Origin of the sequence: Parasegetibacter sp. NRK P23 (assembly GCF_023721715.1) — a bacterium.
Classification (GTDB): domain Bacteria; phylum Bacteroidota; class Bacteroidia; order Chitinophagales; family Chitinophagaceae; genus Parasegetibacter.
The window spans coordinates 836,076-853,189 of sequence record NZ_JAMDLG010000001.1 but is presented as its reverse complement, the minus strand read 5'-3'; the positions used below and the strand labels follow the sequence as shown (position 1 = coordinate 853,189).

The 17,114-nt window shown below is 49.1% G+C and carries 16 protein-coding genes; 11 read left to right on the top strand and 5 right to left on the bottom strand.

What is annotated here, in order from left to right; all coding sequences use genetic code 11:
- Positions 1-20 precede the first annotated feature (20 nt).
- Together M4J38_RS03425 and M4J38_RS03420 are read left to right on the top strand one after the other, a co-directional pair.
- The gene (locus M4J38_RS03425; protein ID WP_251758130.1) at positions 21-446 is read left to right on the top strand and encodes a phage holin family protein; all 426 of its coding nucleotides are present in this window, start codon (positions 21-23) and stop codon (positions 444-446) included.
- Entirely contained in the window at positions 382-789 is a 408-nt protein-coding gene (locus M4J38_RS03420) for a hypothetical protein (protein WP_251758129.1), read from the top strand. Before M4J38_RS03425 ends, M4J38_RS03420 begins: the two co-directional genes overlap by 65 nt.
- Positions 790-827: 38 nt before the next feature.
- On the opposite strand, the gene M4J38_RS03415 is transcribed toward M4J38_RS03420, so the two are convergent.
- The gene (locus tag M4J38_RS03415) at positions 828-2,516 is read right to left on the bottom strand and encodes a murein L,D-transpeptidase (RefSeq protein WP_251758128.1); all 1,689 of its coding nucleotides are present in this window, start codon (positions 2,514-2,516) and stop codon (positions 828-830) included.
- Between the two features lie 284 nt (positions 2,517-2,800).
- Between M4J38_RS03415 and atpD the strand changes: the two genes are divergently transcribed.
- Both atpD and atpC read left to right on the top strand, forming a co-directional pair.
- The gene (atpD, locus tag M4J38_RS03410; protein ID WP_251758127.1) at positions 2,801-4,300 is read left to right on the top strand and encodes a F0F1 ATP synthase subunit beta; all 1,500 of its coding nucleotides are present in this window, start codon (positions 2,801-2,803) and stop codon (positions 4,298-4,300) included.
- An 80-nt stretch (positions 4,301-4,380) separates the two neighbouring features.
- The gene (gene atpC / locus M4J38_RS03405; protein WP_251758126.1) at positions 4,381-4,641 is read left to right on the top strand and encodes an ATP synthase F1 subunit epsilon; all 261 of its coding nucleotides are present in this window, start codon (positions 4,381-4,383) and stop codon (positions 4,639-4,641) included.
- 319 nt (positions 4,642-4,960) lie between these two features.
- Here the strand turns inward: atpC and M4J38_RS03400 are convergent, their stop codons facing one another.
- On the bottom strand, positions 4,961-7,027 hold the full coding sequence (locus M4J38_RS03400; RefSeq protein WP_251758125.1) for a carboxy terminal-processing peptidase: 2,067 nt from the start codon (positions 7,025-7,027) through the stop codon (positions 4,961-4,963).
- Between the two features lie 144 nt (positions 7,028-7,171).
- On the opposite strand from M4J38_RS03400, the gene ade reads away from it, so the two are divergent.
- Complete coding sequence (ade, locus tag M4J38_RS03395; RefSeq protein ID WP_251758124.1) at positions 7,172-8,815, top strand: adenine deaminase; 1,644 nt, start codon at positions 7,172-7,174, stop codon at positions 8,813-8,815.
- On the opposite strand, the gene M4J38_RS03390 is transcribed toward ade, so the two are convergent.
- Positions 8,812-9,894: an anhydro-N-acetylmuramic acid kinase gene (locus tag M4J38_RS03390; RefSeq protein ID WP_251758123.1), complete on the bottom strand. Its 1,083-nt coding sequence runs from the start codon at positions 9,892-9,894 to the stop codon at positions 8,812-8,814. The genes ade and M4J38_RS03390 overlap by 4 nt on opposite strands.
- Positions 9,895-9,960: 66 nt before the next feature.
- On the opposite strand from M4J38_RS03390, the gene upp reads away from it, so the two are divergent.
- Positions 9,961-10,611 carry a uracil phosphoribosyltransferase gene (gene upp, locus M4J38_RS03385; RefSeq protein ID WP_251758122.1) on the top strand — a complete coding sequence of 217 codons (651 nt, stop codon included), beginning with the start codon at positions 9,961-9,963 and terminating at the stop codon, positions 10,609-10,611.
- Between the two features lie 75 nt (positions 10,612-10,686).
- Entirely contained in the window at positions 10,687-11,703 is a 1,017-nt protein-coding gene (locus tag M4J38_RS03380) for a PorP/SprF family type IX secretion system membrane protein (RefSeq protein ID WP_251758121.1), read from the top strand.
- A gap of 103 nt (positions 11,704-11,806) precedes the next feature.
- Here the strand turns inward: M4J38_RS03380 and M4J38_RS03375 are convergent, their stop codons facing one another.
- Entirely contained in the window at positions 11,807-12,358 is a 552-nt protein-coding gene (locus tag M4J38_RS03375) for a YqgE/AlgH family protein (RefSeq protein ID WP_251758120.1), read from the bottom strand.
- Between the two features lie 139 nt (positions 12,359-12,497).
- Here M4J38_RS03375 and M4J38_RS03370 point away from each other — a divergent pair, with 139 nt between their 5' ends.
- On the top strand, positions 12,498-13,844 hold the full coding sequence (locus M4J38_RS03370; protein ID WP_251758119.1) for a sensor histidine kinase KdpD: 1,347 nt from the start codon (positions 12,498-12,500) through the stop codon (positions 13,842-13,844).
- Here the strand turns inward: M4J38_RS03370 and M4J38_RS03365 are convergent.
- Positions 13,816-15,060 carry an S-adenosylmethionine:tRNA ribosyltransferase-isomerase gene (locus M4J38_RS03365; protein WP_251758118.1) on the bottom strand — a complete coding sequence of 415 codons (1,245 nt, stop codon included), beginning with the start codon at positions 15,058-15,060 and terminating at the stop codon, positions 13,816-13,818. The genes M4J38_RS03370 and M4J38_RS03365 overlap by 29 nt on opposite strands.
- A gap of 271 nt (positions 15,061-15,331) precedes the next feature.
- Between M4J38_RS03365 and mraZ the strand changes: the two genes are divergently transcribed.
- Genes mraZ through M4J38_RS03350 form a run of 3 tightly spaced genes read left to right on the top strand, consistent with a single transcriptional unit; the run spans position 15,332 to position 17,090 of the window.
- On the top strand, positions 15,332-15,799 hold the full coding sequence (gene mraZ, locus M4J38_RS03360; RefSeq protein ID WP_251758117.1) for a division/cell wall cluster transcriptional repressor MraZ: 468 nt from the start codon (positions 15,332-15,334) through the stop codon (positions 15,797-15,799).
- 15 nt (positions 15,800-15,814) lie between these two features.
- Positions 15,815-16,738, top strand: coding sequence for a 16S rRNA (cytosine(1402)-N(4))-methyltransferase RsmH (gene rsmH, locus M4J38_RS03355; RefSeq protein ID WP_251758116.1), 924 nt, complete (start codon positions 15,815-15,817; stop codon positions 16,736-16,738).
- Between the two features lie 34 nt (positions 16,739-16,772).
- Positions 16,773-17,090, top strand: coding sequence for an FtsL-like putative cell division protein (locus tag M4J38_RS03350; RefSeq protein ID WP_251758115.1), 318 nt, complete (start codon positions 16,773-16,775; stop codon positions 17,088-17,090).
- Positions 17,091-17,114: the final 24 nt, after the last annotated feature.

The following is a 17,114-nucleotide window of genomic DNA, read 5'->3' as shown; positions in this document are numbered from 1 at the left end:
AATTACCTAAAACATTGCCTATGGCCAGTGATAAAAAGCCCGGATTTTTTGAAGAAACGGAGGAGATGGTGGAAAAGTACGTTCAGGACAGGATGCTGCTCTTTAAACTACAGGCCACTGAAAAGGCCGCCAACCTGGTGGCGCTTATGGTGAGTGGCATCGTAATTGGCATGATCGGCTTTTTTATCCTCATGTTCCTGAGTATTATGGCGGGATATTATTTCGCAGAACTTACCGGAAGCCTGTTTTACGGCTTCGGTATCATTACGCTCGTGTACATCGTTTTGCTCATCATACTCGTCTTATTGAGGAAAAAAATCCTCCATAATTTCGTGGCCAACACGGTAGTCAGGATCATATTTGACAAACAAACAGATGAAGATGAACCAAATTCCACCCATAACGTCCCCGACCAGGCCGGACCTGACACATATCAACAACCTTGAAGACCTGAAGCTGGAGCAAAAGCGTGTACGCCTCCGCGTTAAGCTGCAGGAAAAAGAACTACGTACCCGGGTGAAAAAAGTGCCAGGGGAACTGGTGGCCTCGGTAGCAAAAACCGTGGTACCGGCTTTTATCGCCGGGAAAGTTACCGACACCGCGATTGGCGGGTTAAGTAGTGGCATTAACATGCTGTTCTCCAAAAACAAAAGCGGCGTGGGTGGAGTGGTTACGGGGCTTGCTGGCGGGCTGGCGAAAGGATTCATCCAACGGGTAGGTGTGTTTACGGCTTTACGCATGGCCTCGAAACTTTTTTTCTCCAAAAAGAGCAATAAAAAAGAGAAGTGATTGCACTTCTCTTTTTCTTATAATTATTCCTGCTTAATCTATTTGGGCGATGATCCGAAAAGTTTTTCTTCCAACTTCTTATCGTGCCCATACACATCTTCCCTGAAGTTTAGTTTCCCATCTTTATCCACCCAAGCGGTGAAATAGCCGATAAATACCGGGATTTCCTTTTTAAGCGTCACATATTTTTCTTTGTCGGCTTTCATGAATTCACTGATCTTTTCAGATGTCCAGGAGGTATCGTTGCGGAGCAGGTGTTCCGCGAATTTCACGGGTTCGCTGAGGCGGATGCAGCCATGGCTGAAATCACGGCGGCTTTCACCGAAAAGACTCTTAGCCGGTGTGTCGTGGAAGTAAATATTATAGTTATTCGGGAACAGGAATTTCACCCTGCCGAGTGAGTTATTATCACCGGGCTTCTGGCGTATCATATACGGGAAGGTACGGGCGGTGTATTTCCCCCAGTTGATGCTGCCGGGTGGCACCACCGTTTTACCGCTAACCACTTCCATATTGTGTTTGGCGAGATAACCGGGGTTGCGTTGGACGGCCGGAAGTATCTCGTTGGCAAGAATTCCGGGAGGAATATTCCAGTACGGACTGAATACAATGTACTTCAAACTACCCGTGAAAATAACGGTACCATGCTGCGCTTTTCCCACCACCACATCCATATCAAAAGAAAGTTGCCCATCTTCGTACACATGCAGGCGATATTCGGGAATATTCACCAGGAGGTAATCGGTTTCGGGTTCACGGGGCGCCCAGCGCAACCGTTCCATATTGATGAGAATCTGCCGGATGCGGTCATTGATCGGGGCGTTTAACCTGCGCAGGAACTGGGGCCCGATGATGCCGTCTTCGGTAATACCATGGCGGTGCTGGTAATTTTTGACCGCTTCGGTGAGGGCGTTGTTGAAATAGCCGGAGGAATCGGGATCGGCATAGTCTCCCAGAAAGCTGAGACGGTGCTTGATGGCGGAAATCGTGGAGGAACTGTCTCCGGGACTGAATTTTTTCTGTTCCGCCACAATTTCGGGCCAGCCGGTTTCTTTTTCGAGTTGGTAATACTTTTTAAGGTATTCTTCCAGCAGGTAATATTGTTTGCTTACCGGGGCGATACGGGCGATGTCCTTGCCTTTGGTTGCGATCAGGGAATCGAGCAGTTCAACCGCCTGGATTTTCTTGCGGGGGATGAACCATTCCAATTCGGCCATATCGAGGTTTTCTTTGCCGGTGAAGTTTTTCTCCGCATAAAGGAAGAACTGGCGGGTGAGGGCGATTTCGGTTCTGAATATGCCGGAATCGCTGGAGGGTGGCGTAAGACCAGGTTGGTGAAGACTGTCAACAGTGGCGGTAAGGGGTTCATTCAGCAGGAGCGAATCCTGAAGATCGGAAGCGCTGGCGGTCCACAGGTTGCGGAAGTTATAAGCCTGTTCGGCCATGCCGGAGGTATCGAACCAAGCGAACTGGTAGTTGCGGCCGGCATAGAAACGACGGAGTTTTTCATCGAATTGCCAGAGGGACGAATCACTGGCGATTGCTTTTTCCAACCGCAGACTGTCGAAGAAAAGGTTATTGTATGCGTTCTGCGCTGTAATGGTAGTGTCTCTGACAATAGGTGCCTGCTCTTTCCCAGAACCGGAACCACAGGCTGAAACGATAAGCGCAATGGCGATCAGGATCATTACCCCTGATCCGGGATTGAAGTAGTGATTTTTCCGCATAGGCAAATATAAGTTTTCACCGGAAGGATGTTGGAAAGGGAACCGGGTATATTAGTGACTATAGGGCGAGGTAAGGTAGAATTAGTGAAATATTTACTTTAAAAACTAGCTGAAAAGATGATCAGGATGTAAATGCGTTTTTTAGTGTAATTATATGAATATCATTTATTTATGAAGGTTTTGCACATGATGTAAACTTTAAGCCCGGCAAATTATTGAACTTTGAACACCATGTGTTACCTTTGCGCCAATTTTGAACAGCTCACTTAAAATTAATTGATAATATGCCTAACACAGGTAAAGTAAAGCAGGTGATCGGAGCCGTTGTGGACGTACAGTTCAGCGGTAAATTACCCGAAATTTACAACGCGCTGGAACTGAAGCGTGAAAATGGTGATACCCTGGTAATGGAAGTTCAGCAACACCTTGGTGAAGACAGCGTTCGTTGCATCGCGATGGACGGAACTGAAGGCCTGGTGCGTGGCACAGCGGTATCTGATACTGGTAAAGCGATCACCATGCCCATAGGTGAAGGCATCAAAGGAAGGTTGTTCAACGTAACAGGTGATCCTATCGACGGATTGCCCGCTATCGACAAAGCCGGTGGCCGTGCTATTCACGCCAAGCCCCCTGCGTTCGAGAACCTGAGCACCGCTACAGAAGTACTCTTCACAGGTATCAAAGTAATCGACCTGATCGAACCTTACGCGAAAGGTGGTAAAATCGGTCTGTTCGGTGGTGCCGGTGTGGGTAAAACCGTATTGATCCAGGAATTGATCAATAACATCGCGAAAGCATATTCCGGTTTGTCCGTGTTCGCAGGTGTGGGTGAGCGTACCCGTGAAGGGAACGACCTCATGCGCGAAATGATTGAAGCCGGTATCATGAAATATGGTGAAGGATTCAAACACAGCATGGAAGAAGGTGGATGGGACCTCGAGAAAGTGGACATGAACGAACTGAAAGATTCCAAAGCGACTTTCGTGTTCGGACAAATGAACGAACCCCCAGGAGCACGTGCCCGCGTGGCATTGAGCGGTCTTACCATCGCTGAATACTACCGTGATGGCGACGGACAGGGACAAGGCCGTGACATCCTCTTCTTCGTAGACAATATCTTCCGTTTCACCCAGGCTGGTTCCGAAGTATCGGCCCTGCTGGGACGTATGCCTTCCGCCGTGGGTTACCAACCTACACTGGCTACTGAAATGGGACTGATGCAGGAAAGGATCACCTCTACCAAGAACGGTTCCATTACCTCCGTACAGGCGGTATACGTGCCTGCGGATGACCTTACCGACCCCGCTCCCGCAACAACTTTCGCCCACCTTGATGCGACAACCGTACTCAGCCGTAAAATCGCTGACCTCGGTATCTATCCTGCCGTGGATCCGCTGGATTCTACCAGCCGTATCCTTACGCCGGCCATCGTGGGTGAAAACCACTACAACACCGCTGACCGCGTGAAGCTGATCCTTCAGCGTTACAAGGAACTGCAGGATATCATCGCCATCCTCGGTCTGGATGAATTGAGCGACGAAGACAAACAAACAGTATCCCGCGCCCGTAAAGTACAGCGTTTCCTTTCACAGCCTTTCCACGTGGCAGAACAGTTCACGGGTCTGAAAGGTGTACTCGTTCCCATCGAAGAAACCATCCGCGGTTTCAACATGATCATGGACGGTGAAGTAGACGAATACCCAGAAGCGGCGTTCAACCTTGTTGGTACCATTGAAGATGCCATCGAAAAAGGTAAGAAACTGCTGGCGCAGGCACAGGGATAAGCAATAGAATTTTAAATTTTGAATGATGGATGTTGAATGAATAATTCAGCTTCCGTCATTCAATATTCAATATTAATAACGTGTATCTAGAAATTTTAACACCCGAACGCAAGCTGTACAGCGGCGAAGTATATGGTGTCCAGTTACCTGGAACTGATGGGCTTTTCGAGGTACTCGATCAGCACGCCCCGCTCGTAAGCGCGCTCGGTAAAGGAAAGGTGAAAGTGCTGAAAGACAAACAATCCGCTTCTTTTTACCAGATCGCGGGTGGTTTTGTTGAAGTGCTGAACAATAAAGCTACTGTGCTGGTGGAAGGCGCTGTCGCGCTGGATAACCAGTAGGTTTTTGCGTTTCGGAAGAAGATTTTTCACGCAAAGGAGCAAGGACGCAAGGAGTGGTTAGGGTGCTTCGGGTTGAGGGAGAATTTTCTCGCGACCAGGCATTGAGATTGCTCAGTTGAGTACGAATAATTTAAGAGGGTTGGTACATTGATTTGTGTCGGCCCTTTTTCTTTTGCGCTATGCTGATGAAATTTTACACGGTGGTTCGCGCGGAAAATCATTAGTGAAGATCCGTGAAAAATTCTTATACAATAAATAATAAAAGGCAAAAGCCCTTTGCGCCTTCGCGAGAAAAAAGACTTCTTTAGAAACCGAACCGCTAATTCAACCCCGCCACCAATTCCATCTGCAAGTCTTTCAACACAGCAACTGCTTCATACAGGAACCTGTCTTTCTGCAAACTGTTCAGCCATGCTTTGTTGTTCTCCTGGCGGAATTGTTCCTTCTGCACCATTTCCGCCGCATCTACAGGCGTGTTGTGCACCTGCATGGCGTTCACCAGCGCGCTGAGTTTACGTACCTGCGCGATACGTTCTCTTTTTTCAGCGCGGTGTTTCCGGAAGGCGCTCAGTTCCAGCGGATAAACATCTTCTTTATCGGCGAGCCAGTCGAGTTGTTGTTTCATCAGTAAGATGCTGCTGTCGCGCTCCTGGCGGGAGATGCTCCGGTTGATGAGTTGCGCCAGATTGCCCGTATGTTGTTCAATGCTGAAGGGAACAGGTTTTATTTCGTCCCATGGAAGGGCTGCCTTGGTATCTTTCTCCCGGACGTTGTAGTGTTCATACAAGCCGGGAAGTGAAACATCGGCCTGGATGCCTTTCAGTTGCGTGGAACTTCCGGTAACGCGGTAATATTTCTGGATGGTAAGATGTAGTGTGCCAAGATCTGCGGTGGGCGCTTCGCTCCAGTTCTTACCGGGAATGCGGTAGGCGCGTTGTACCGTGCCTTTTCCGAATGTGGTGCTGCCCACGATGATGCCTCTTTTATAGTCCTGGATGGCGCCCGCGAAAATTTCGGAGGCGGAGGCGCTCAGTTCGTTCACCATTACTACGAGCGGACCATCATAGATTTTCTGTTTGTTCATTTTACCAACTTCCGACCTTTCACCCCGGCTCTTCACCTGCACTACGGGACCTTTATCCACGAACAGCCCCACCATATCGATCACTTCTCCAAGGCTGCCGCCACCATTGTTGCGGATATCAATCACGATGCCGTCTACCTGCTGTTCTTTCAGTTGCAATACGGCTTTTTCCATATCGTCGGCGCAGCTTCTGCCATTTTCATCACCGAAATCGGTGTAGAATTTCGGGAGGAAGATATAGCCGATCTTTTGGGTGCTGTCTGCTATCACGGCGGTTTTTACGAAAGTATCTTCCAGTTGCAATGCGGTTCTGGTCATGGCCACATCGCGCAAAGTGCCGTCGGCCTTACGGAAGGTGATGGTAACTTTGGAATCTTTCTTACCCCGGGTGAGTTTAATGAGTTCGGGCATAGTATAACCCTCTACGGAAACGGGCTGTTCGCCGGCTTGAGTAACGCGGATAATGACATCGCCTTTTTCCACCAGTTGCGACCGCCATGCCGGGCCACCGATCATCAGTTCACCAATGGAAATATTGCCGTTCTGTTCTTCCAGCAACGCGCCGATCCCATAATACACACCGCTCAGGTCTTCCACGAATTCGCGGCGGTCAACGGGAAGGTAATAAGAAGAGTGTGGGTCAAATTGTTGCACGATGGTATTGAGGAAAGTGCTGAAGGCTTCTTCTTCGGAAGTGCGGGCCAGGAGGTTCTTAAAGAAACGTTCATTGATGACGGAAACCAGTGCCCGCGCTTTTTTCTCGATACTATCGATGCGGGTGGAACCTTTGCCGGCTGCCAGGTCCTCGTATTTTTCCAGCACCTGATATTTGATGCTCTGGCGCCATCTTTCTTTTCTATCATTGGCAGAGGCGGGGAAGGGCGCCTTTTCATTGTTGGCTCGGAAAGTTTCTTTGGTGGTGAAATCGAAGGGGCGCGAGAGCAGGTCGCGACTCAGCAATTGCGCTTCTTTTAAACGGAGTACGTATACCTCGTTGGCATCTCGGAAGAACTTAGGTGTTCCACCCTGGATTTCCTCGTCGATGGCGGTCTCGTATTGCCGGAGCCGGTCGATATCGGACTGCAGGAAAATCTTTTTCTGTGGGTCGAGTGTCGCGAAGAATTCCCTGAAAATAATCTGGGAGAACGCGTTGTTGTAAGGCTTCGGATTGTAATGGATCACTTCCAACATCTTTCCCGTATTGAACAGGATGGTCTCATAGTTCTGCTTTACTTCCTGTTTCTGCGCGAGGGTACAGGAGAGGAGGGCCGAAAAAAACGGCAATAGGAGTAACTTCTTCATATCGAATCTTCTCGTGATAAACTTTTTAAATCTACTAAATATTTCGTTGTTGGTTCGTTAATGTGGATGACCGGGGCGATTGTACGGGTGAGTGGGGAAACAAGGGCATTTTTCCTTATTTTTAGCTTCCAATAGCAAAAACAGATGAGATTCAGCACGGATGGACACATTGTAGATATTTTCAACGAAAAGATATTCCCCGGAAGGGTTACGGTAGAAAACGGCAAGATCGTATCTGTGGAGGAATTATCCGCCGCAAGGGCTGTTCCAGCCCGATTTATATTGCCCGGATTTATAGATGCGCACGTACACATTGAGAGTTCGATGCTTGTTCCTTCTGAATTTGCACGGCTCGCGGTGGTGCACGGCACCGTGGCCACCATCAGTGATCCCCATGAAATCGCGAATGTGTGTGGTATGGAAGGGGTTGATTTTATGATCAACAATGGAAAACAGGTACCGTTCCATTTTTATTTCGGGGCGCCATCCTGCGTGCCTGCCACGTTATTCGAAACCGCCGGCGCCACTTTGGATGCCGACCAGGTAGAGGCGCTGCTGGCGAAGCCTGAAATAAAATACCTCTCCGAAATGATGAACTTCCCCGGCGTACTGAACCGGGAGGAAGAAGTAACGCGTAAGCTTGATGCCGCAAGGCGTTTCGATAAACCTGTTGATGGTCATGCCCCTGGATTAAGGGGAGAAGCAGCCAGGAAATACATTGAATCAGGTATTTCTACCGATCATGAATGTTTTACATTGGAAGAAGCACAGGAGAAACTCCGTTACGGCATGAAAATCATCATCCGTGAAGGAAGTGCCGCGCGTAACTTCGATGCGCTGATCCCTTTGCTGAAAGAATACCCGGAAGCCATCATGTTCGGTAGTGATGATAAACATCCCGACAGCCTGGTGAAAGGTCATATCAACGAACTTTCGGAGCGGGCCGTAAAAGCCGGCATCCCCCTGTTTAATATACTCCGTGCGGCCTGTATCAATCCGGTCCTGCATTATAACCTGGATTGCGGCATGCTGCGCACCGGTGATTCCGCCGATTTTATTGTGGTGGAAGACCTGCGCTCTTTTAAGGTATTGCAAACCGTTATAGCCGGACAAAAAGTAGCGGAAGAAGGAAGAACACTGATAGATTCCGTGCCCGTTACACCCGTGAACAAGTTCCGTTGTACGCCGCGTGTGCCATCCGACTTCGCTTATCCATTGCTGAAATGGGGGGAGGAAGAAAACATAGAGCAGGTGTATGTGATAGAAGCGCTCGACGGGCAACTGATCACCAACAAAAAGATCGTGAGTATTCGTTCGGTGATCAATGAAAATAATTTACTGCAAAGCAATACGGAAGAAGATATCCTTAAAATGGTGGTGGTGAACCGTTATACGCCGGACGCGCCCATCGCCAAGACTTTCGTGAAGAATTTCGGGTTGAAGAAAGGCGCCATCGCTTCCAGCGTGGCACACGATTCACACAACATCATTGCCGTAGGCGTGGATGATGCTTCTATTTGCGCAGCGGTGAATTACATCATCGAAAACAAAGGCGGCATCAGTTGCGGAACGGATGGCATGTCGTTGCCTGTTGGCGGACTAATGTCGGCAAGAGATGGGTACAATATCGCGAAACGTTACGCCGCTTTGGATGCTGCCGCGAAGGAGCTCGGTTCCACACTCAGCGCGCCTTTTATGACCCTTTCGTTCATGGCATTGCTGGTGATTCCCCATTTAAAACTGAGTGATAAGGGATTGTTTGACGGGGATACTTTTCAACTGGTTTAACTTCCGCTCCACAATGCTCCGCCGATACTGCTTCGAGATGCGCCGGTAACGGAGGCGAAAACATTTTCGTCCTGCCGCCAGCGTAATATTCCGATAAACGCCATGATCAGCGCTTCTTTTCCGGAAACCAGCGTTTCATTGGGAAGAATGATTTCCACATCCAATGCTTTCAGGCGCTTATCCAGTTCCGTGAGCAAGTAGGTGTTGAAGGCGCCGCCTCCGGTAACCAGTAACCTTTTTTCCTTACCGGCTTCGCTCCATTGCTGAACAGAGTTTTCAATCTGATCACAAATATGGTGCACCATCGTATGCAAAGCGTCGGCGGTGGAAATTGCTGATTGCTGAAGGATAGGAAGAACAGTTTCCGTACCGAATTCATTCGCCAGCGATTTAGGTGCCGGAAGCTGGTAATAGGAGAGCGCATTCAGTTGCTGAAGCAGGTGTTCCTTTAAATTCCCGCCCGCGGCCATGGCACCGTTGTGGTCGTATGCTTTTCCTGCTTCGTTTGCGAGCGTGTTCAATACACGGTTTGCGGGGCAAACATCAAACGCGATGCGTTCCTTTCCGGCTACAGTTAGATTAGCGATACCACCAATATTGAGGTAGAAGTCAAATCCGGGCAGCAGCAGCGCTTCCCCGATGGGCACGATGGGGGCGCCCTGTCCGCCGAGGGCCACATCCAGGGAACGGAGGTCGGAGATGACCTGGAGACCGGTTTCAGCGGCGATCGCGGCACCATCACCCAGTTGTGCGGTCATACGTTTTTCCGGTGCGTGGAAAACAGTATGGCCATGCGAGGCCACGAGCTGCACCTTGTGGTGCAGTGCATGTTTTTCAATGAATTCATTCACTTTTTCCCCAAGATAGCGGCCATATTCCACATGGAGCACGAGGTAATCGAATGCGGATAACTGCCTTGCGTTTTTCAATTTCTCCTGCCATTCAAGGGTATAGGGGATACATTCGGCGTGCAGGATATCAAATCCCCATTTCCGCCCGGATTCATGAATTTCTGCAAAAACAATATCCAGCCCGTCCAGCGAACTTCCACTCATCAAACCGATAGCCCTGTAGATCATCCCGTTTATTTTTGAATGCGGCCGATAGCCCTTAAATTGCAGCAAAAATAGGTGTAAACCTGCCTTATGGTCATCAACCTCAGCGAAAATTATTCCCTGCTCAGCAACTGGGTGGGTGAACTCCGGGATGTGAATGTGCAAAACGACCGGATGCGTTTCCGCCGCAACCTGGAACGCATCGGGGAAGCCATCGCCTATGAACTGAGTAAAACCCTTGAATGGGAGGAAAAAGAGATTACGACACCGCTGGGCATCTCGCCCTGTAAGGTGTTGAAGGAACAACCCGTGCTGGCCACGATCCTCCGTGCAGGACTTCCGCTTCACCAGGGATTGCTCAACTATTTTGACAAGGCAGATAACGCGTTCATCTCCGCATACCGCAAACACAATCCCGACGGCAGTTTCGACATCAGTCTGGATTATGTTTCCTGTCCCGCCCTCGAAAACAGGGTGGTCATCATTTCCGATCCCATGCTGGCCACGGGCGCTTCGCTCGTAAAAACAATCCAGTTCCTCCGCGAAGAGGGGCATCCCAGCGAAATACATGTGGTGGCCGCCATCGCCTGTACCGTAGGCATCGAATTCGTTCACCGCACGGAGCCCAACGTGAAGTTGTGGTGCGGCGCCATTGACGATGAACTGACCGCAAAAGGGTATATCGTTCCCGGACTCGGCGATGCCGGAGACCTCGCCTTCGGCGTGAAAGTGCAGATGTAAACCGCCACTTATTGCCTGAACACCGCAAGGGGATGTGAAAATTAATGCTTACCTTGTTTACCCATTCTAGTACTGATGAGAAAGATCCTGACCTTAATACTGTGCATACTCCTGGCGAAAGATTTTTACGGGCAGGATCCCAATTTTTCACAGTTCTTCGTTTCACCACTTACGCTGAATCCCGCGCTTACAGGTAAATTCAATGGTGGCTACCGCATCGCGGGCAACTACCGCAACCAATGGCCCACCATCAGCAACGCATTCAAAACAGGCACCGCATCCATTGATCTGCCCATCCTCACCAACCGCATCTCCGAGATCGACCGCTGGGGTGTTGGCGTACTGGCCCTAACCGATAAAAGCGGCAACGGTATTCTCAACAACAACTACCTCTCGCTCTCCACCGCCTACCACAAAGGCCTGGATGAAGATGGCTACCACCAACTGGGCGTGGGGTTCCAGGGTACCTACGCGCAAAGCAGGCTCGATGGTACCAAACTGAACCTGGGTGATGAACTGGATGCCAACGGTACCTGGACCAGTCCAACACAGGACCCGCTCAACAACGTGGTGTTTAACAAAAACTATTTCGATCTGGCCGCAGGCATCTTCTATAACGGCGCCACCAGCGACTGGAACAATTTCTATTTCGGCATCTCCATGTACCACATCAACAAGCCGAAAGAATCTTTTACCGACGCGCTTTTCTACCTCAATCCACGTGTAACTGTGCAGGCAGGAGGATACTTCCCGCTCAGTGAAACCGCGAACCTCCACCTCAGCGCCATGCACAGCAACCAGGCCAGCGCCCGGAACACCGTTGCAGGTGGCGCAGTAGAGTTTCTCCTCAACCAGGATGAATACGCTCCGGTAAGTATGTATGCAGGTGCATGGCTCCGCCTTAAAGATGCCGTGATTCCTTATGTTGGGCTGGAAATCAACAACGAATGGCGCTTCGGGCTTTCTTACGATGTGAATACTTCTTCGCTGAAACCCGCTTCCAATACCAGGGGCGGAATTGAACTTTCACTGATTTATACGAGGCAGCCGAGGGATCCGAATGCGAGGAAGTTGAATTGTCCGAAATTTTAGTTTTTCTTTCACGCCAAGACGCAAGGAAACAAGGCGTTGTTTGTGTTTGGTGTGGTTGCTGTTGGAGTATCTTTTTTTCTCGCTGCGGCGCGGCGAAAAAATACTAATTCAACGAAGGATCTATCGGAAAATTCACCATCAACTCATAATCCCCGCCCAGCCCTTTCAACGCATCCTTCCATATTGCCGAAGTTTCCGGGTTAAAAACCAGTCTCTTGCTGGCCTGCCCTAAAATCCAGGAGTTCTCCTTTAGTTCTTCATTCAGTTGTCCGCCGCTCCACCCGGAGTAGCCGATAAAAAAACGGAAATTCTTCGGATCAGCGGCTTTCGCTTTCAGCAAATCCATCGCCACATTGATGTCCCCGCCCCAGAAAATGCCATCGGTTATTTCAAAACTGCCTGGTATGTCCTGTGGATAGGTATGCAGGAAATGGAGCGTATCCATTTGTACGGGACCGCCATAAAAAACGGGTATCCTGAATCCTTCCATATCGGGCAAAACTTCATCGAGTGTGCATTGGTGGTGCCTGTTCAGTACAAAACCCAGACTGCCCTCTTCCTGGTGTTCGCAGATCAATACAACGGAGCGCATGAAATTCGGATCTTTCAGAAAGGGCTCCGCTATCAGAATGGTGCCTGTTGCCGGTTGATTCATATTTCTAAATTAATGTTTCCCCGAGGTTTTTGAATATCTTGTAGAAGAATGATCCCTTAACGGCTCAACCAAAAGTTAAAAAGATTGGGCTGAAACCCTTTATTGCATTGCATTACAGGGATTGAACTAAATTTGGCGCATGAAGAAAATATTTCCCGTGATCATCGCCCTGATCACGCTTTCTCTGATCGGCATTATTTATATCCAGTACAATTGGATACAGAACATGTTGATCGTAAAGGAGGAGCAGTTCCGTGAGCGGGTTTCCAAAGTGGCGGAAACAGTGGGCAAAGACCTGATGGAGCAAAGGGGACTCGGTTTGCTGAACCGGCCAGGGAAAAGTACCCACGGTTTCAACTGGCAGTCTGACCAGCTTTCTTACGACCTCGTTCGTCCGCCAAGTATTGCGCAACGGTTCACCACTTTTGAGATAGAAGAGAAAATGCAGAAAGCGCTGGTGAAGGAAGGAATGAAAGATATCTCGCTGGAGTTCGCGATCTATTCCCCAAGCACAACAGGGATGGTGGGGTATTTTGAAAGGCAATCCCCCAATTTCGAGGCGATGAGCCAGGATACCGTGCGCAACTTCACTTTTGTGTACCACATGATCCCCGCAAGCGGCAGTATCGCGGAAGGACTTGTACAGGACGAGATACTGGTGCTGGTGGTGCCAAACGTGAAGCATATACTCTGGAAATCGCTCCAGTGGATGATCGCGGGCGCGATTTTGTTCACCCTCATCATTATTTCCGCGTTCTACATCACGATCGCCACATTGCTCCGGCAGAAAAAACTCAGTGAGATCAAATCAGATTTCATCAACAACATGACCCACGAGTTCAAAACGCCGCTGGCCACCATATCACTCGCTATTGATGCGCTCCGCACCGAAAAGGTAAAGCAGGATACCTCGAAATCCGACTATTTCAGTGGCATCATCAAAGAAGAGAATAAGCGCATGAACAAGCATGTGGAAACCATACTACAGGCGGCTTTGATGGACCGTCAGGATGTTCAGCTTAACCTGAAACCCCTCCACGTGAACGAAATGATCACCGCCGCCCTCGATAAATTCTCTCTTCAGTTGAATGAAAAGAACGGTAAAGCCACGGTTAACCTGCAGGCCACCAACGACCTGATAGAAGGCGATGAAGTGCATTTCGCCAATGTGATCTCCAATATGATCGACAACGCCGTGAAGTACTCACGCGATCAGCTTCAACTGAATATCAGCACCTTTAATAAAGGCAAAAATGTGGTATTACGTTTTGAAGACAATGGTATTGGAATGAGCAAGGAAACGGTGAAACGCATCTTCGAAAAATTCTACCGCGCACACACGGGTAACCTGCACAATGTAAAAGGGTTCGGACTGGGACTCAGCTACGTGAAATCCATTGTGGATGCCCATGGCGGCAAGATCAAAGTAGAAAGCATTGCGGGGAAAGGCAGTGCGTTCACGATTGAGGTGCCGTTGGCGAAGTAGTTGGCCACAACAGGCATCCGTCTCCGTAACTGAGGAACCGGAAATCGTTGTCCAGCGCATACTGATAAATGTTTTTCCAGGAATCTCCCACAATAGAAGCGATCAGCAACAACAAAGTAGATTGCGGCTGGTGAAAATTTGTGATGAGTGCATCGGCTATGCGTAGCCGGTACCCCGGTGCGATGATGATCTGTGTTTTGATAACCAGTTTCCCGCCACCGTTCTTTTCTATCCAGGTTTTTAGTGAAAATAACGCCTGTTCAACGGTGATATGCTGCGGCAGTTCGTATGCGTCCCATTGCTTTATTTCCAGTGCGCCATAGGTTATGGCCGGGTCGATATATGTTTTTACCCCCATCCAGTATAAACTTTCCACGGTGCGGAGCGAGGTCGTGCCTACGCAGATCAGTTTGTTTTTTCCCCTGTTCAGCAGTTGCTCTAAAAACGGGATGGCTGTTTCCAGGAATTCCGCGTGCATTTCATGCGCATCCATGGTTTCAGACTTCACCGGTTTAAAGGTCCCGGCCCCAACATGAAGCGTAACAAAATGTGTGGACACCTGTTGTAGTGCCAGTTCCTCGAACAGTTCGTTGGTAAAGTGAAGTCCGGCAGTAGGGGCGGCTACTGAACCTTCGGGTTCAGCATACACCGTTTGGTACCGTTCGTGATCTGGTGTTTCGGCGGCCCGGTTCATATAGGGCGGTAACGGGAGCTGACCGGCATATTGCTGCACTTCGGCGAAACTCAACGCTTCGTTCCAGGAGAAGCGGATCACAAAATGATCCGCGTTTTTTCCTACTTTCCACGCAGTGATTTCACCGAGATTTTCCGGAAGGGAACACTGTAAAGCTATACCTTCTTTCCATTTGGCGGCGCCGCCCACCAGGCATTTCCAGTACACTTCTCCATGCTGCTGCATCGCGGTTTGAATATCCGGGTAGCGTTCGTCGGGTTCCAGGCAAAATAACTCCAGTTGACCACCGGTTGGCTTTTGGAAGAACAACCTTGCGCGTACCACCCGTGTATTGTTGAACACCAACATGGTTCCTCGTTCGAGTTGTTCCGGCAGGCGTTTGTACACCGTGGTGGAAATAGCGCCATCGCGGTAAACAAGGAGTTTTGACGCATCTCTTTCCGGGAGTGGATAACGGGCGATCCGATCTTCCGGAAGCGTATAAGTGTAATCTGCAATACGAAGGTGCCTGGGATGTAACATGGCGCGAAGTTAAAACGCCTTTAAATCAATTCTTTCTGCTGTTATCCACTGCTTTTATTCGTTATTCACATAATTTTCACATGATATTCACATTAAAGGCAGGTTTTCCACACCCGAAAAAGGAGGCTTTCTATAATTAACTATTTGTTAATCAATCACTAATGAGCATAGTATGCCTGTGGATAAAATAAGAAATCGAAATTTCTCAACGAAAGTGGGAAAAAGTGTTATTTTGTGGTAATTAATGTTTTTTTGGAGCAAATCCCTGTAAATGAACAATCTCCTCGGCGAATACGAAGCCACCCTTGATGCCAAGGGGCGCTTTTTGCTCCCGGCCGGCTTGAAAAAGCAGCTGCCGGAAGGGGACAGTTCTATGGTCATCAACAGGGGATTTGAGAAATGCCTGGTGCTGTATCCGTTGAAAGTTTGGGAAGAAGTGGCGGCTAAAGTGCGCAAACTGAATGATTTTAAACCGAAGGTACGCCAATTCAAGACCATCTTTCTTGGAGGTGCCACGGTAATTGAGTTTGATTCCGCGGGAAGAATGTTGCTTCCGCCATCGCTGAAAGAATACGCGAACCTCTTGAAGGATATAGTACTGGCTTGTGAACTGGACAAAGTGAAGATTTGGGACGCCGCCGCTTACAAAAAGCTCTTTGAAGATATTTCCGATGAGGATTTCAGCAATCTCGCAATGGAAGTGCTGGGTGGGGATGATGATGTTCCGGAATTGGGTTGATCCTAAAATGTAGTTATGGAAGAAAATCTGTCTGGATATCATGTACCGGTGCTGTACAACGAGGTGTTGGAAAATATGGCCATACGGCCCGATGGGGTATATGTTGACGCAACATTCGGCGGGGGCGGTCATTCGAGGGGGATATTAGAAAGATTGGGGAAAGATGGAAGACTGTTCGCCTTCGACCAGGATCCTGATGCGGAGCAAAACCTGCCCGATGATCCAAGGATACAGTTTGTGCCCCACAACTTCAGGCATATCTCCAGGTTCCTGCGGTTGTACCGTGTTGATAAGGTAGATGGTGTGCTGGCGGATCTCGGGGTTTCCAGTCACCAGTTCGATGAAGCGGAAAGAGGTTTCTCCATCCGCTTCGATGGCGACCTGGATATGCGGATGGATCAGCGGCAGCCTAAGAAAGCATCGGATATCGTAGCGGAATATGAAGAGAAGAAGTTGCATAGCATCTTTGAAAAGTATGGGGAAGTGACGAATGCGAAAACGCTGGCCAGGACAATCGTGGAAGCGAGGAAACTCACACCCATGAAAACGATCAGCCAGTTCATGCAGGCGTTGCGGCCAGTGGCCAAAGGCAACCCCAACAAGTATTTCGCACAGGTGTTCCAGGCGTTGCGCATGGAGGTGAACGATGAGATCGGCGTGTTAAAGGAGTTCCTGCAACAACTGCCTGATGTGGTGAAACCTGGCGGAAGGGCGTCCATCATTACGTTTCATTCCATTGAAGACAGGGTGGTGAAGCAGTTCTTTAAAAAAGGCAATGTGGCCGAAGATGTAGTGGAGAATCCTTTTGAAATGGTGGAAACAGAAAAGAGTCCCTGGAAGGCGGTGCATAAAAAGCCAATTACCGCCTCGCAGGAGGAGTTGAAAAGAAACACAAGATCGAGGAGCGCGAAACTGAGGGTGGTGGAGCGGATATTTTGAATGATGAAATAATTCAAAACTCAAAATTCAAAGCGTGTCGGAAACAAGAGCAGATTGGAGAAAATGGTTCGATTACAAATGGATCGTGAAGAACTTCACTTTCTTCCTTTTCTTATCGGGCCTCGCGGTATTGTATATCGCCAACGGGCATTACGCGGATAAGACGATCATGCGGATCAACCAGACATCAAGGGAACTGAAAGAGCTGCAGTACGAATACAAAACGGTGAAGAGTGAACTGATGTTCAGAAGTAAACAGAGTGAACTGGTGAAAGCCGTGGCCATACTGGGTTTGGAAGAACTGAAAACGCCACCGGTGAAACTGGATTTGGATAGTTTGAAACAGGATTAACGCACCGGAAGGTGTTCATGACTT

Excerpts from the sequence above, each read along its gene's own strand:
- M4J38_RS03425 (WP_251758130.1), top strand. The coding sequence starts at position 21 with ATGGCCAGTGATAAAAAGCCCGGATTTTTTGAAGAAACGGAGGAGATG.
- M4J38_RS03420 (WP_251758129.1), top strand. The coding sequence starts at position 382 with ATGAACCAAATTCCACCCATAACGTCCCCGACCAGGCCGGACCTGACA.
- M4J38_RS03415 (WP_251758128.1), bottom strand. The coding sequence starts at position 2,516 with ATGCGGAAAAATCACTACTTCAATCCCGGATCAGGGGTAATGATCCTG.
- atpD (WP_251758127.1), top strand. The coding sequence starts at position 2,801 with ATGCCTAACACAGGTAAAGTAAAGCAGGTGATCGGAGCCGTTGTGGAC.
- M4J38_RS03400 (WP_251758125.1), bottom strand. The coding sequence starts at position 7,027 with ATGAAGAAGTTACTCCTATTGCCGTTTTTTTCGGCCCTCCTCTCCTGT.
- ade (WP_251758124.1), top strand. The coding sequence starts at position 7,172 with ATGAGATTCAGCACGGATGGACACATTGTAGATATTTTCAACGAAAAG.
- M4J38_RS03390 (WP_251758123.1), bottom strand. The coding sequence starts at position 9,894 with ATGATCTACAGGGCTATCGGTTTGATGAGTGGAAGTTCGCTGGACGGG.
- upp (WP_251758122.1), top strand. The coding sequence starts at position 9,961 with ATGGTCATCAACCTCAGCGAAAATTATTCCCTGCTCAGCAACTGGGTG.
- M4J38_RS03380 (WP_251758121.1), top strand. The coding sequence starts at position 10,687 with ATGAGAAAGATCCTGACCTTAATACTGTGCATACTCCTGGCGAAAGAT.
- M4J38_RS03375 (WP_251758120.1), bottom strand. The coding sequence starts at position 12,358 with ATGAATCAACCGGCAACAGGCACCATTCTGATAGCGGAGCCCTTTCTG.
- M4J38_RS03370 (WP_251758119.1), top strand. The coding sequence starts at position 12,498 with ATGAAGAAAATATTTCCCGTGATCATCGCCCTGATCACGCTTTCTCTG.
- M4J38_RS03365 (WP_251758118.1), bottom strand. The coding sequence starts at position 15,060 with ATGTTACATCCCAGGCACCTTCGTATTGCAGATTACACTTATACGCTT.
- mraZ (WP_251758117.1), top strand. The coding sequence starts at position 15,332 with ATGAACAATCTCCTCGGCGAATACGAAGCCACCCTTGATGCCAAGGGG.
- rsmH (WP_251758116.1), top strand. The coding sequence starts at position 15,815 with ATGGAAGAAAATCTGTCTGGATATCATGTACCGGTGCTGTACAACGAG.